The 14520-nt window shown below is 59.2% G+C and carries 10 protein-coding genes; 4 read left to right on the forward strand and 6 right to left on the reverse strand.

The genetic code is table 11. The features are described 5' to 3' along the window. The first annotated feature begins 269 nt into the window (after positions 1-269). Entirely contained in the window at positions 270-3785 is a 3516-nt protein-coding gene (locus I2I05_RS10075) for a T9SS type A sorting domain-containing protein (RefSeq protein ID WP_196282125.1), read from the forward strand. Positions 3786-4761: 976 nt separating this feature from the next. Next, positions 4762-9060: a beta strand repeat-containing protein gene (locus I2I05_RS10080; RefSeq protein ID WP_196282126.1), complete on the forward strand. Its 4299-nt coding sequence runs from the start codon at positions 4762-4764 to the stop codon at positions 9058-9060. Between the two features lie 155 nt (positions 9061-9215). Here I2I05_RS10080 and I2I05_RS10085 read toward each other — a convergent pair whose 3' ends face one another. The 4 genes from I2I05_RS10085 to I2I05_RS10100 all read right to left on the reverse strand — a co-directional run bounded on the left by I2I05_RS10085 (position 9216) and on the right by I2I05_RS10100 (position 11865). Continuing rightward, the gene (locus tag I2I05_RS10085; RefSeq protein WP_196282127.1) at positions 9216-9542 is read right to left on the reverse strand and encodes a HesB/IscA family protein; all 327 of its coding nucleotides are present in this window, start codon (positions 9540-9542) and stop codon (positions 9216-9218) included. Positions 9543-9663: 121 nt separating this feature from the next. After that, positions 9664-10059, reverse strand: coding sequence for a hypothetical protein (locus I2I05_RS10090; protein WP_196282128.1), 396 nt, complete (start codon positions 10057-10059; stop codon positions 9664-9666). 132 nt (positions 10060-10191) lie between these two features. Continuing rightward, entirely contained in the window at positions 10192-10602 is a 411-nt protein-coding gene (gene iscU, locus I2I05_RS10095) for a Fe-S cluster assembly scaffold IscU (protein WP_035561862.1), read from the reverse strand. Between the two features lie 48 nt (positions 10603-10650). After that, positions 10651-11865 carry an IscS subfamily cysteine desulfurase gene (locus tag I2I05_RS10100; protein ID WP_317192340.1) on the reverse strand — a complete coding sequence of 405 codons (1215 nt, stop codon included), beginning with the start codon at positions 11863-11865 and terminating at the stop codon, positions 10651-10653. Positions 11866-12074: 209 nt separating this feature from the next. On the opposite strand from I2I05_RS10100, the gene mce reads away from it, so the two are divergent. Then, a complete protein-coding gene (gene mce, locus I2I05_RS10105) occupies positions 12075-12482 on the forward strand; it encodes a methylmalonyl-CoA epimerase (protein WP_196282129.1) in 408 nt (135 codons plus the stop codon). After that, the gene (locus I2I05_RS10110; RefSeq protein WP_196282130.1) at positions 12479-13051 is read left to right on the forward strand and encodes an L-threonylcarbamoyladenylate synthase; all 573 of its coding nucleotides are present in this window, start codon (positions 12479-12481) and stop codon (positions 13049-13051) included. The genes mce and I2I05_RS10110 overlap by 4 nt, the downstream gene beginning before the upstream one ends. A 4-nt stretch (positions 13052-13055) precedes the next feature. Here I2I05_RS10110 and I2I05_RS10115 read toward each other — a convergent pair whose 3' ends face one another. Then, positions 13056-13853 (reverse strand): sensor histidine kinase, encoded by a 798-nt coding sequence (locus I2I05_RS10115; RefSeq protein WP_196282131.1) that lies wholly within the window; start codon positions 13851-13853, stop codon positions 13056-13058. Continuing rightward, positions 13832-14491, reverse strand: a complete 660-nt coding sequence (locus tag I2I05_RS10120) for a hypothetical protein (protein ID WP_196282132.1) — start codon at positions 14489-14491, stop codon at positions 13832-13834. The genes I2I05_RS10115 and I2I05_RS10120 overlap by 22 nt, the downstream gene beginning before the upstream one ends. Positions 14492-14520: the final 29 nt, after the last annotated feature.

Raw genomic sequence — 14520 nt, forward strand, 5'->3', positions numbered from 1 at the left:
AAAAGAATAAAAAAGATTTTTAATTGTACTGTGGAAAAAATGCTCATTCTCAGCATTTAATAACTATGTCAATTTCGAATAGCATATTATTCATGTAAAGACTATTTGCAGGAGTGAAAAATTATTGTAGTTTCGTGTGATTTAATTTTGCTAAGGCGGTACAAACGGTAACCTATATCATCTTAAAACACATGAAACAATTTTTTACTAACTGGCCTGGTTCCTTCAATAGCTTTTGGAGATGCTCGCTGCTTTTTTTGATGATGGGAATGCCAATGTTCGGGCACGCGCAGGTTGTCATCAGCGAGGTGTACACCACTGGCGGCGAAAGCGGCGCGGCTCTGCGCCACGACTTTGTGGAGCTCTACAACTCCAGCGACGCCGCCATCAGCCTGACTAATTACTCCGTGCAATTCAACCCGGTGAACGGCGGGGGCAATTACAACGTGGCGGCCCTGGGCAACGTGAGCATTCCCGCACATGGCTACTTTCTGGTACGGTTTGCTTCGGCAGGCGCCAATGGAGCGGTGTTGCCCGTGGCGCCCGATGCAACCAGCACAATTGACCTGGAAAGCGCTGGCGGCCGCATTGCGCTGGTCAACAGCATCGCCCAGCTCAGCAACAGCGCCGAGGCCAACGACCCTGGCATTGTGGATTTTGTGGGCTACGGTGGCGTGGCCAAGTACGAAGGCGCCGGAGTTGCGCCCTTGCCAACCCTCACGTCCAGCATCGAGCGCAAGGCCGGGCCCATGTCGACAAGTGCGTCGATGGCCGTGGGCGGCGCTGAGCAGTTCCAAGGCAATGGCTACGATAGCAACAACAACAACTTTGACTTCGTGTTGCGCCCGGTGCCACAGCCGCAGAACTCGGCTTCGGCGGCTGAGATAACTACCCAGGCCACCGTTTTCTACAGCAAGGCAACGGGCGCGCTGAACATATTAACCAATTTCAGTAGCACCCCGGATGGTACCGGCCCACCTCCCACGAGCTTTAGCAAAAACCTCCAGGTATTCAACATCACCGGCAGCAACCGCACCATCGCGGGCAACCTGACGGTATCGGGAACCAACGCAAAAGTCGTGTTGGGAACCAATGCCAGCTTTACCGTGCCAGCCTCTGCCAATTTTACGGGCACAATGGACCTGAGCAGCGGTTCTACGCTGGTGCAGCTGAACGCGGCCCCGGCCGTCACCTTTGGCACCGTGGACGCGAGCAGCACCGTGGAATTTGCCCAGGCCACGGCTTACACCGTGCCCATTCTTGGCGGGCCCGGCTACGGCAACCTCACCTTGCGCAACGCCACCAAGCTGCTGAGCGCCAGCACCACCGTGGTGCGCGGTGCGCTGCTGGTGGGCACCACGGGAGGAGGGACCACTACCGTGGGTGGGGCCGCAGCTTCCGCATCGATACTGAACCTGGCCGGCAACTTCACGCTGGCGGGAACCGTGAACTTCACGACGGCTGCTGATGAGCACATCAGCCTCGTGGCGACCAATACGACCATCCCCCAGGTACTCAACGGCGGTGGCAACACCATCAAGCTGTTTAAGGTGACGTTGCCCGCCAGCCAGGCCGGCCTGAGCTTGGCCACGGGCACCAGCAACCTGGAGCTGGGCACCAGCGCCGGCGGCGGTTATGAATTGGCCACGGGCCGCCGCCTGACCGTGAACAACAACACGCTCAGCTTCAGCCAGGGCAGCGACGCAACCATTTCTGGTTCGGGTACGGGCACCCTGACGCTCAGCCCAACGTCTAATCTGGTATTTAATAAAATCGGCACGGCAACCCTGGGGACTTTGCGCCTCACAGCTGGCGCTGCCGAGCTGAATAACTTCACCCTGAACACCGCCGGCCCCATGACACTGGGCACTAGCATGACGGTGCAGGGCACCTTGGCCTTGACCAGCGGCCAGCTGCTGGTGGGCAACACTACGCTGACGCTGAACGGACCCATCACCACCACCAACGGGGTGTTGCAGGGCAATGCTGCTGGCAATGCAAAATTAACAATCGGCGGTAGCGGCGCCATCAGCTCTTTGAAGCTTGGCGCTTCGGTGGCCGGCCGCACGTTTGGCACCTTCACCCTGAATCGCTCGGGGACCACCCTGTTAACGAGCAGCTTAATTATCGAAAATGCCCTCTTTCTGAACGCGGGCATACTTAGCCTCAACGGCAATGCCTTGACCTTGAATGGCTCCGTTACGTCTACCGCCGGCTTGTTGAGCGGCTCTACTACGTCCAACCTCATTGTCAACCCCGGCATTGGCGGGCCGGTGGGCTCCCTGGCTTTTGCCGCGCCCAGCACCGGCCGGGTCCTTCGGGATTTGCAACTCAACCGGCCCAATGGAACGCTTGAAATTGCCAGCGGTACCCTGGACGTGCGTACCCTCACAATGACGAGCGGAGTGCTGAAAATTGGGGACGGCGTGACCCTGAATCTGACCGGGTCATTGATTACCGACCCCACGCAGGCCCGTTTTGCCGGCACCCTTGTTGGCGGCCTTCCTACGGCCAACCTTGCCATTTTAGGCAACAGCAACATCGGCCCGCTTGGCGTCATCTCGTTTGTGCCGGGCCAGGCTTCGCTGAATAGCTTCACCATCAACCGCGCTGGGCCGGTCATTCAGACCGCGGAGCTGGAGAATACGCTCGTCGTAAAATTCCTGACCTTAACGCGTGGCATCGTCTTCGTCCGGGGCACCGCCCGGGTGGAAGTATTGCCGAGCGGTACCGTAACCGGCGGGGGCGCAAACAGCTACATCAATGCCCTGACGCTGCCCGTGGTCACCAATACCGGAACCCTGAGCGTGAGTAAGTCTTTTCCGCTGGGCCACAGCGGCCAATACCGGCCACTCATTCTCACGGTTACCGATGCGGCCGCGGCCACCACCAGCTACACCGCGCGGCAATTTGAAGCCCCTTCGCCGGTGCGTCAGCTGCCGGCTACCCTGGCGCGGGTGTCGCCGCTGCGCTACTACAACGTGGTGCAGGAAAGCGCTAACACCAGCCAGCTGGTGAGCGCCAGCATCCGGCTGACCTATGACCCCGCCACCGACCTTGTCAGCACCGGGACCAATAGCCTGTTGCGGATTGCGAAAACAGACCCAGCGAATGGTTCGAAGTGGCTGGACATTGGCGGCACCGGCACCGGTAGCTTCATCACCTCCACGGTGCCGTTTGGGCCGGTATTGGGCGACTTTACCCTGGGCACCGACATCAACACGCCGCCCAACATTAACCCGCTGCCCGTGGAGCTGGTGCGTTTTGCCGCCGCCCGCCAGGCCAGCAGCGTGCTGCTGAGCTGGGCCACCGCCAGCGAAAAGAACAGCGCTTCCTTCGAGGTGCAGCGCAGCTTCGACGGCCAGTCATTTGCCAGTGTGGCCAGTGTGGCCGCCCACGGCACCACCAGCCAGGCTCACACGTACTCAGCCCTCGATATTGAGGCGCCTGCCAGCTTGCTCTACTACCGCCTGCGGCAAGTGGATATTGACGGTACCGTGGCGTATTCCCCGGTCGTGACGGTGGCCGCTTCGCGCGGCGCTGCCGGCCTGGGCGAACTCACCGTGTATCCCAACCCTGCTACCGACCAGCTCATGGCCAGCCTGCCCGCCGCGGCAGGCCGCACCTACCGCGTCGTTAATGCCCTGGGGCAGGTGCTGGCCCAGGGTTCGGCCGATGCGGCGAACCCCAGCGTGGACGTGCGGCGCCTCGCGGCCGGCACCTACTTCCTGGAGATGCACACGGCGGCCGGGCGGCAAGTGCGCCGCTTTGTGAAGCACGACTAATACTGGCCAGGTAGCATTTTTGAACGGCCAACACAACAAAGGCCCCGCAATTGCGGGGCCTTTGTTGTGTTGGCCGTTTCGGTGCATAAGTCGCAAAGACGGGTGATTTGGCGGAGGGATGTTGCCGTGGAAATGGCAACTAGCTGCTGCCATTGGCCTAAAAGCAGGCCGGACAATCCCCGAAATGGAGCGCAAGCATCCGGGGTAGTATATGATTTGAAAAATATAACCAAAGCATTAAAAGAAATAACTAAACGGCTAAAATAGCCTATAATAATGATTTAGCAATCTGACTGTGCTTATTACCATCGGCCCGAACTGTACCTTTACTCATGACGCGTCTACCCAGCGATTCATAATTGAAAACATTTTTACACTCGGTACTATGCGAAAACAGATTACTCAAATCCTTTGTCCTTACAGTCGATTTCTTGGATTACTTGTGCTGTTGCTGCTGCCAATAATAGGGCGGGGGCAGGTTAGCCTGCCCGCGACGTCCCCCTACACGCAAGACTTTGATGCCATTGGTTCCGGCTTGCCCACAGGCTTTACGGTGCGCTCGGGTGCGACTACCTCGGCTTTGGGAACCAGTGAATCATTTACAAGTACGCACACTGTTGCAAGTGCGACAACCACCGGGTTTAGGAATACGGCTTCAGCTGACGGATTTGCAAACTCAGCTGCTTACACTGCAACTGCTCAGGCTGCTGCAACTGACCGCGTTATTGGTCTTCGTCAATCAGGAAGCTTTGGCGACCCTGGCGCAGCATTTGTGGTACAGCTGGCTAATACTACCGGTCTCACTGGTCTTGCGTTGAGCTTCAAGCTCCAGTCGCTAGATGTGACGTCCGCTCGCACCACGACATTTAGAGTCGACTATGGTATTGGAAGTGCTCCTACTACTTTCACTGCAGTTGCCACAAATCCCACACCAATCACAGTTGTCGGCTCAAGCTTCACCAACACGACTTATAACGTGAATTTTGGGACTGCCTTGGATAACAAAACCGGACCAATATTTTTACGCATCGTTACCATAGCCGGCTCGGGCGGTAGTGGTAACCGCCCCACAACCGGGCTTGACGATTTTACACTAAGTTACACTACCACTCCTCCTCCCACTACCCCTACCATCAGCGTTTCTGCCGCTGCCTTCACGACATTCAGCACCACGGCCGGTACGGCTTCGGCTAGCCAGAGCTACACCGTGAGCGGCACCAACCTGACCGCTAACATCAGCATTGTTGCGCCCACGGGCTACGAGCTGGCTTTGGAATCGGCCACGCCCGGCACGCCCGGCACGTTTGCTGCTCATCCGGTTGCTACTCCGTTAGTGCTCACCCAAGCTGGAGGCAGCGTGGCCTCCACTCGCATATACGTGCGGTTGGCCTCCACGACCACGGTGGCGGGCAGCCCCTACAGCGGCAGCCTCGCCCACAGCAGCACCGACGCCACTACCGTGAACAAAACGGTCAGCGGTACGGTGACGGCCCCCGTTCCGGCCCCCACCATCACCACGTTCACCCCGCCCAATGGCCCGGTGGGCACTGTTGTCACCATCAACGGAACCAACTTTATCAGCGGCGGCACCACCGTAAAGTTCAACAGCACCACGGCCACGGCGGTCACGTTCGTCAGCACCTCCCAAATCACGGCCACCGTGCCCACAGGTGCTACCACCGGCCCAATCACCGTCACGGTAAGCGGCAATGCCACCACCGCTACCAGCGCCACCGATTTCACGGTTGACCCCACGCCCAACCCAGTCCCCACAATTTCGAGCCTGTCGCCAAGCTCGGCCCTTGCCGGCAGCGCTGGTTTCACCCTCACCGTGAATGGCACCGGCTTTGTGAGCGCCGCTGTCACCACCTTCACTTTTGGGGGCACCAGCTACGCGCCCAATGCCACAGGCTTCGGCAGCAGCAGCTTCACGGTAGCCATTCCGGCCGCAGCCATCGCCACCGCCGGCCCCAAAACCGTGACCGTGACCAACCCCGCGCCGGGCGGCGGCACCGCCACCAGCACCTTCACCGTGCTGACGCCACCGCTGGCTACGTATTCCACCGCCAGCTTGTCGGGCAGTGCCACATCGGTGAGTCCTGCTTCTACCGCCACCAACATCACGGCTTCCACCATCACGCGCGGTTTTGGTCTGGGTACTGCCTCCGCTACCGGTGGGTACAATAGCAGCAACTGGAACGACACACCTACCCTGATTCCCACCGAGGACTTCCTGGCTTACAGCATCACCGTGGGCACTGGCTTTCAGGCTAGCATCAGCGGCGTCACCCTCATCGGGCAGCGCACTTCCGCCGGACCCCAAACCCTGGAGTTGCGCTACAGCACCGACGGCACCAACTTCAGCAACCCCGTCAGCCTGGGCACGGGCACGCTGCCCAACGACGGCACCGAGTACAGCTTCACGTTCAGCCCGGCGGCTGGCACGCTGCAGGCCGTGTACGGCACGCTGCACTTCCGCCTGTATGGCTACAATGCCACCAGCAGCGGCAACTTCAACCTGCGAAATAGCGCTACGAGCAACGCCCTGACCGTTAACGGTACCGTGGCGGTTGCTGTGCCTGGCACCATCGTCGTGTCCACTAACGGCCCGCTCAGCGTAGGCACCACCCAGCAGCTTGTGCCCTCGGCCCCGCCCGTGAGCTACACCGTGAGCGGCAGCTCGCTGGGCTTTTCGCAGCTGACGGTGCAAGCCCCGGCCGGCTTCCAGGTCTCGACCACTGCCGCCTTTACCGGGGTTACCGGCGATGCCAACTCCGTGAATTTGACGCCCACCGGCGGCGTGGTTTCCAACACCACCATTTACGTCCGCCTGAGCGGCAGCGGCACCGTAGGCCCGCTGGCCGGCAACATCGTGCACACCAGCGGCATCTCGCCCGTTCAGAACGTGGCCGTAACCGGCACCCTCAACATTGCGCCGCCTACCATTGGCGTTTCCCACGAAGGCACGGGCATTGCTGCCGGCGGCTCCTTTACCTTCCCCGATACGCGGGTGGAAGTACGCAACACCCAGACCTTCACAGTAAGCAACACGGGTGGCGAAGCCCTGTTGATTAGCTCCATCTCCACTACGGGCACTGACTTCGCAGCGGTTGGCGTATTGCCCACCGTGGTGCCAGCCTTCAGTACAGCCACTTTTGCCGTGCGCTTCGAGCCTACGGTCGTTGGCGTCCGCACCGGTACGCTAACGCTGGTTAGCAACGACCCGGCCCGCCCCAATTATGTCATCGCCCTGAGTGGAACTGGTTTGGCCAGCACGTTTGTGCGCTGGACCGGCGCCGGCGGCAACAATAGCTTCTTCACGGCAACGAACTGGTCGACGGGCGCCGTGCCCGGAGCCAGCGACGACGTGCTGCTTGACCATTCTACTGTCACAGGGGCTTACCTCGTGAGCATGAGTGGTACCGGCACGGTGGCTGTTACCCTGCGTTCGCTCACTCTGAACCCGGGCGGAGCCAGCCAGCCCACCATCGAGCTGGAGGTGCCGGACACAAACCCTTTCAGCGCCGCCCTGACCATCACCGCGGCCAGCAGCCAGCCCTCGTTGTCTATCTATGCAAATGCCATAGTGACGAACCGTACACTAGCGTCGTCTGCGGCCGGTATTCTGATAACGGGCAACATAATAAACGCCTATATCTACGATGGCGGCACCTACCAACACGCCACGCCCCGCTCGTCGTCCGACCTGACGGATAACCTTTCCGGTGTTGGCGGCACGGAAAATGGCACGTTTGTTTACAACGTCATTCCCTCCAGCCCTGGCCAAATCATATCCCCGGCGCTACAGGGAAGATTTTTTGGCAACCTTACCTTCCTAGCCAACGACCCTTCCGGCTACACCGCTAATGGCTCTTCGCCGCTGACCATTAACGGTGCACTCACGGTGCAAGTCGGCACCCAATTCCTCAACGACATATCCATTACCAACCTGCGGGGCAACATCGTTAACAGCGGCAACCTCCGCTTCACCGGCACGGAGCTCAATCTCGACGGCCAGGCTCCCCAGATTATTAGCGGCAAGGCATTCGGTTCCTCCACCGCCAGTAATAACAGCGGCTTCGGGACTACTCTCACCGTGGCCGTGAATAACCCCACCGGCCTCACGCTCAATACCAACGTGCAAATCAATGGCGGCCTGAATCTGATGAATGGTGTGGTAACTACCAGCGCCACCCACCTGCTCACCATTGCCACTGCGGCCACCATTACCGGCGGCTCGGCCACCAGCTTCGTGAGCGGCCCGCTGGCACGCGCCACGGGCACCGGGGCAGCTAGCGTGGTGTTCCCCATTGGCAAGGAGGAAGCTTACCGTCCGCTCACGCTCACCATCACGGCCCAGACGGGTGCTACCACCTACACCGCCGAGCAGGTAGAGGGCAATCCGGGGCAGCAGTTGTCGCCCTTTAATCTCATTGGCGGCGCCCGGCTCACGCGCGTTTCTTCTATTCGCTCGTTCACGCTCAGCTCCTCGGATGCAGCAACCAGCGGCACCAGCGGCCGGGTCACGCTCAGCTTCGGCTCCGACGATTTCGTGAACAACCCCAACGACCCTGGCCTGGTGGTAGCAGGCCGCACGCCCGCATTTCCTGAATGGCAGAGCCTGGGCCGGTCGGGCGCCACGGGTACTACGGGACCCGGTGCCATCGGCACCGTCACGTCAACTACCATCGCCGCCCTCACCAGCCCGGCCACATTTGCCATTGGCTCCACCAATATGAACAACCCCTTGCCCGTTGAGTTGAGCAGCTTCACGGCCAAGCGCCAGGGTAGCAACGCGGTGATGGTGAAATGGACCACGGCCAGCGAGCAGAACAGCGCATACTTTGAAGTGCAGCGCAGCCTCGACGGTCGCCAGTACACCACCGTTGCGAAAGTGCAGGCCCAAGGCAACAGCAGCCAATTGGCCACTTACGCCAGCCTCGATGGTTCGGCTCCGGCGGGTACCTTGTACTACCGCCTGTTCCAGGCCGATACCGATGGCAAAACCAGCTACTCGCCAGTGCTGACGGTATCCGGCAGTGCCATTGCTTCCAAAGTGCTGCTGTTTCCCAACCCGGCCCACAGCAGCATCAGCTTCATGGCTGATGCGGCCACACCTTACCGGGTGCTCAATCAGCTCAGCCAGTCCTTGCTGCGCGGCACCACCGAAGCCGGAACGGCCAAGGTGGCCATTGATGCCTTAGCGCCGGGCATCTACTTCCTAGAGCTTCAAACTGCTACCGGCCGCGTAGTGCTGCGTTTCGAGAAGCAATAATCCCTGAACGAAGCCGAGAAAGGCAAAATGAAAAAGGCCACCCAATTGGGTGGCCTTTTTAGTTATTTGTCATTTGCCACAAAAGCGACTAAAGTAGTCTTAGGAATTTATCCTTCTCGGCCTGTGAGCAAATTCGAATCAATAACTCTAAGGGGTTAAACCGAGAAGCTTTCGCCGCAACCGCACTCGCGCGAAGCGTTGGGGTTGTTAAACTGAAAGCCCTTGCCGTTCAGGCCATCGGAGAAGTCCAGTTCGGTGCCGGCCAGGTAGAGAAAGCTCTTCATGTCGACCACTACGCGCACACCCTTGTCCTCGAACTCCTGGTCCATGGGCCGCACTTCGTTGTCGAAATCCAGCTTGTAGCTCAGGCCCGAGCAGCCGCCACCGGCTACCGAAGCGCGCAGGCGGTACGTCTCGTCGAGGTGCGCGTCTTCAATCAGGCGCGCTACTTTTTCTTTGGCTTTATCGGATACAGTAATCATGGCAGTATGAGGGCAGGGCCTCGGTCAACTAATAGCTTAAACGGAAGCGCAATTTAGACAAATTATAAACAAGGAATTTATTTCCTTTGTTCACTCGCCCACATTTACCGACTGGCTTCCGCTACGAACTCGGATTCAGCACCACGCTGAAAACCGTGATGGCGTTTAGGTCGCGGCCGAAATAGAGCTTGTCGAGTGCCTCGTACGCGTTGTGGGCGCGGAAATAGGAGGTTTGCAATTCCTTGTCGCCGCGGGTGCGCCACTGCAGCGTGTAGGAGCTTTCGGTGTCGCGGAAACGCTTCACGTAGTCCAGCATCTTCTGCAGGCACTCCACTTCGTCGCGGCCCGTTTCGAAGCGGAACAGGAACGACTGGTGGTGCCGGGGGTTCACCGTGACCAGGTCCAGGCGTGTTTGGCCTTCCACCGTACGGAACTCGAACCGCAGTTGCGCTGGCTCCAGGCCTAAGTATTGCTGAATTTCGCGCTCTAAGCGGGCGACTTCAAATTCGTCGGTCATGGAATTACAGAAAGAATAAAAAAAACTGTCATCCTGAGGGCAGCGAAAGACCTTGTCAAGCAAGAACAACTATCGTGTTCAAACGTGACAAGGTCTTTCGCTGCCCTCAGGATGACAGCAATGGTCTAAAACTTAGTGGTGGGCGAGCTCCAGCGCGGGCAAGCCGTTCTTCACGCGGTAGTCCGAAATGGCCGATTTGATGGCATCTTCAGCCAGCACCGAGCAGTGAATTTTAACGGGCGGCAAAGCCAGCTCTTCCACAATCTCCATGTTGTCGATGGCCAGGGCCTCGTCCACGGTTTTGCCTTTCAGCCACTCCGTCGCCAGCGACGAGGAAGCAATGGCCGAGCCGCAGCCGAACGTCTTGAATTTGGCGTCGGTGATGGTGTTGGTGGCTTCGTCTACCTCGATTTGCAGGCGCATTACGTCGCCGCACTCGGGAGCACCCACGAGGCCTGTGCCTACGTTCTTTTTGCTTTTGTCCAGCGTGCCCACGTTGCGGGGGTTGCTGTAATGGTCAATTACTTTATCGGAATAAGCCATGGCTTGAGTTAAGTTAGAATTTTAAGCGATGCAGTGGATTTCAACCGATTAATGCTCGGCCCACTCAATTTTGCTGAGGTCAACACCTTCCTTGAACATCTCCCACAGGGGCGACATTTCGCGGAGCTTGGTTACGGCTTCTTTTACGTGGCCGATGGCGTAATCGATTTGCTCGTCGGTAGTGAAGCGGCTGAGGCCAAAACGCAGCGAAGAGTGCGCCAGGTCGTCGCTCAGGCCCAAGGCCTTCAGTACGTAACTGGGCTCCAAGGAGGCCGAAGTACAGGCCGAGCCCGACGATACTGCCAAGTCCTTCACGCCCATCATCAGGCCTTCGCCTTCTACATACTTGAAGCTGATGTTGGTGACGTGCGGGAGGCGGTGCTCCACCGAACCGTTGATGTAGCTTTCTTCCAGCGTGGTCAGTTCTTTTTCGAGGCGGTCGCGCATGGCGCTCAAGCGCGCGGTGTCGGCGGCCATCTCGAGGCGGGCCAGCTCACAAGCCTTGCCCAAACCCACGATGCCGGGCACGTTGAGGGTGCCGGAGCGCATGCCGCGCTCGTGGCCACCGCCGTCCATCTGGGCGGTTACTTTTACCCGGGGGTTCTTGCGCCGCACGTACAGCGCGCCTACGCCCTTGGGGCCGTACATTTTGTGAGCCGTGAAGGCCATGATGTCGATGCCATCAGCGATGACATCAACGGGGATTTTGCCAACGGCCTGGGTGGCATCCGTCATGAACAGGGCACCGTGGCTGTGGGCAATTTTGGCGATTTCGCGGATGGGCTGAATGGTGCCCGTCTCGTTGTTGCCGTACATGATGGTGACCAGGATGGTCTGCGGAGTCATGGCGGCTTCCAACTCCTCAAGGCTGATGAGGCCCTGCTCGTTTACGGGCAGGTAGGTGACGCGGCCACCCAGCTTCTCAATGTGTTTGCAGGTATCGAGCACGGCTTTGTGCTCGGTGGTGGCGGTGATAATGTGGTTGCCCTTTTGGCTATACATCTCGAACACGCCCTTGATGCCGAGGTTGTCCGACTCGGTAGCGCCCGAGGTGAAAATAATTTCCTTGGGGTCGCAGTTGATGAGCTTGGCAATTTGCTCACGCGAATAGTCCACGCCTTCTTCGGCGGCCCAGCCGAAGGGGTGGTTGCGTGAGGCCGCATTGCCGAATACGTCGGTCAGGTAAGGCATCATGGCCTCCAATACCCGCGGGTCGAGGGGCGTGGTGGCGTTGTTATCGAGGTAAATGGGGAGCTTCAGCATTGCGCGCAGCGGTATAGCAGAGGTGGTAAGCCAGCGAATAACTGGACCCTGGTAGAACACACTTCCAGGGCAATCAGTTTTCTTTGATTCTACAAAAGTAGATACAATCTAAATAAGGAATTGCGTCGAGTTCTGGCCGTAAATCAAAAGACTCAGTAAAACCATCATTTTAAGCCCATCAGCGGCCTATTGCTTTCCGTTTTGCCCCTATGTTTACCAACCTCGAACACCTCGGCCTAGCCGTTAATGACCTGGAAGCGGCCACGGCGCTCTACACCACTTTGCTGGGCGCGGCTCCTTATAAGAAGGAGCATGTGGCCGGCGAGGCCGTTGATACGGTTTTTTTCCAGGTGGGCGGCTCCAAGATTGAGCTGCTGGCCGGCACCTCACCCGACAGCGCCATCACCAAGTTTCTGGCCAAGAAGCCCGAAGGCATTCACCACGTTGCGTTCGAAGTCGACGACATTCGGGCCGAGATGGCGCGGCTGAAAGGGGAGGGCTTTGTGTTGCTCAATGACGAGCCGAAGCGCGGCGCTGACAACAAGCTGGTGTGCTTTGTGCACCCAAAGAGCGCCGCCGGCGTATTGGTTGAACTTTGCCAAACCATCCCCGCATGAACCGTTTCCAGCAAGAAGTAGATGCCGCCGTTGACGCCCTGCTGCTGCAGCAAGTCATTCTTTATCCCACCGATACCGTGTGGGGCCTGGGTTGCGACGCCGAAGCGCCGCCCGCCGTCAAACAGCTCTATAAGCTGAAGGGCCGCCCCGAAGGCCAGCCCAGCATTGTGCTGGTGGCCGATTTGGCGATGCTGCAACGCTACGCCGCGCAAGTGCCCAACGAAATGGAAGCCCTGCTGGCCAGCGAAACCCGGCCCACAACCTACATTTTGCCCGCCAGCCGGGCCGTGGCGCCCGCCTTGGTAGGGCCGGATGGCACGGTGGGCCTGCGGGTGGTGAAGGACGAATTCTGTTTCAAAGTGGTGCGGCGCCTCGGCCACGGCCTGGTTTCTACCTCGGCCAACAAAGCGGGCGAGCCCACCCCAGCGGTGTACGAGGAAATCGATAAGGCCATCCTGCGCGGCGCCGACCACGTGGTGAACTGGCGCCAGGACGATGCTACCCGAGTCCAGCCCTCGCGGGTGGTGCGGCTGGGCGCCGACGGAAAACTGGAAATAGTGCGGGAGTAGCCTGCTAAACCGGGTTTTCTAGCTCGATAACCATGCGGGTGCCTTGCCCGGGAGCGGACTGCCGCTCGAGCCGGGCCTTCAGCATTTGCACCCGAACGTCGATGCTGCGCAGGCCGGACCCGGTGATGAGCGGAGCGGATTTTTCGTCGGGAAAGCCGCAGCCGTCGTCTTCTACCACCAGCGTTACGCCCACACCGTGTTGTTTCAGCCGGACCTGGAGACGGGTGGCGCCCGTGGCGTGCTTCAGGGCGTTGTGTATCAGCTCTTGGCAGATGCGGTAAAGCGCTAGCTCCTGCGGCAGCCCCAGGGGGCGGGCGTATTCTAGTTCCAGTTGGATGGGCAACGTGCCGGCTTCGTTGTACACGTTGACCAGGCGCTGCACGGCTTCGGCCAAGCCGTAGCGGCCCAGCATGGCCGGGTATAGGCTGTGCGAAATGCTGCGCACGTCGTGCACGGCCGATGCCGTCAGCTCTTCGATTAGGGCCAGCAGGTCGGGTGGGGGCGGCTGGTCGGCCAGGCTGCTGAGCCGGTTTACCAGGAGTTTCACAGTGGCGATGGTGGCCCCGATGCCGTCGTGCAGGTCTTGGCCGATGCGCTCCCGCTCGCCTTCCTGGGCTTCGATAATGGCCTGAAGTAATTCCTGCTGATGCAAGGCTTCGGCGGCCCGCAGGTGGAGCTGCTGCTGCAACAGACGCTTCTGATACGTGACCAGGAACACCAGCACCGACCCGGCCGCCAGCAGCATAATAGCGATGCCGCCGAAGAGCAGCTGCGTAAAAGCTATTTCCGGTGGGGGAACCATAGTGCCACGCAGTAGCAGAGGTGTAGTGTGATGAACAATAGGGAATTGACTGCCCAAATATTTATGGCCAGCTCGTTGGAGATGGTGAGCAGGTAGTTGCTGAAAAGCGCAATGAGGAGGTAGCCGGAAAAATAGACAAATAAGCCTGCCGACACCCAGAACATGGGTTCCTGCGTCAGGCGCTGCACTTGCAGGTCGCGCAGCAGCTTCCGGAAATACAGCCATACCATGGCCAGCACCAGCAGGCCCTGAATCACCTGCTGGCCGGGCCGGTAAATGGTCAGCTTATTGGCCAAGAGGCTGTCGAACAGCACGTAGGCGGTGAAGCCGCCCACCAGCCACGGCACGGCCCGCGTAAACGCCGCCGACTGCAAGGTGCTGCGGTACACCATTGCCAGCATTCCCAACTCGATTACCGCGAATACCGGCAACAGGAACAGGTTGTTGCGGTGCTGCATCATCATGGCCGTGGCCAGCAGGTTGATGGGCACCGCAAAAAACAGAAGCCCGGCCAAATAGCGCAGATTGAGGGGCAACTGCCGGAACCGCACCGCGCCGATAATACCAGCAATGACCAGCGGCACTATCGTCAAGCGAGTTAAAACCTGCGGCAGCGTGAGCGCCATTATTTCATTCATAATTCATGCGGGTGCCGGTTGGGAGTTGA

Source organism: Hymenobacter jeongseonensis, assembly GCF_015694725.1.
GTDB classification, from domain to species: domain Bacteria; phylum Bacteroidota; class Bacteroidia; order Cytophagales; family Hymenobacteraceae; genus Hymenobacter; species Hymenobacter jeongseonensis.